This is a genomic window from Acidithiobacillus concretivorus (assembly GCF_018853445.1).
Classification (GTDB): domain Bacteria; phylum Pseudomonadota; class Gammaproteobacteria; order Acidithiobacillales; family Acidithiobacillaceae; genus Acidithiobacillus; species Acidithiobacillus concretivorus.
Genome location: NZ_JABELD010000047.1, coordinates 1 through 511 on the forward strand (window position 1 = coordinate 1; position 511 = coordinate 511).

Below are 511 nucleotides of genomic sequence, written 5' to 3' on the forward strand. Positions count from 1 at the left end.
GGTCTCGATGATGCTGTAGAAGGACGCGGCACGCTCGCCACCGGCATCATTTCCAACAAATAAAAAATTCTTGCGCCCAATGGCCACGCCCCGCAACGCCCGCTCTACAGGGTTATTGTCGATGCTGAGCCGACCTTCTTCGAGGTAGAGGGTGAGCGCCTTCCAGCGCTTCAGGGCATAAGCGATGGCTTTGGCGATACCACTTTTCGGCGCCACTTTCATCTGGGTTTCGCTGAGCCAGGCGCGGAAGGATTCCAGCAGCGGGCCTGCCCGTTGTTGGCGAGCTTCGGCTTTCTGTTCATGCGGGAAGGCTTTGATGTCGGCCTCGATGCCATAGAGTTTGGCGATCCAGGCTAGCGCCTTCTGTGCCACCGGACTCGGACCCCGCTGCTCCACGTCATAGAAGTGGCGCCGCACATGCGCCCAGCATCCGGCTTCTGTGACTTGCTCCTTGCGATAGAGGGCATCATACCCCCCATAGTCATCGGTCTGGAGGATCCCTTTCCAGTCG

The 511-nt window shown here is 59.1% G+C and carries 1 protein-coding gene; it reads right to left on the reverse strand.

Annotation, left to right across the window (positions count from 1 at the left end):
- Nucleotides 1-511: IS66 family transposase (gene tnpC / locus HJG40_RS06565; RefSeq protein ID WP_215863447.1), on the reverse strand; the 511-nt coding region annotated here is incomplete at both ends.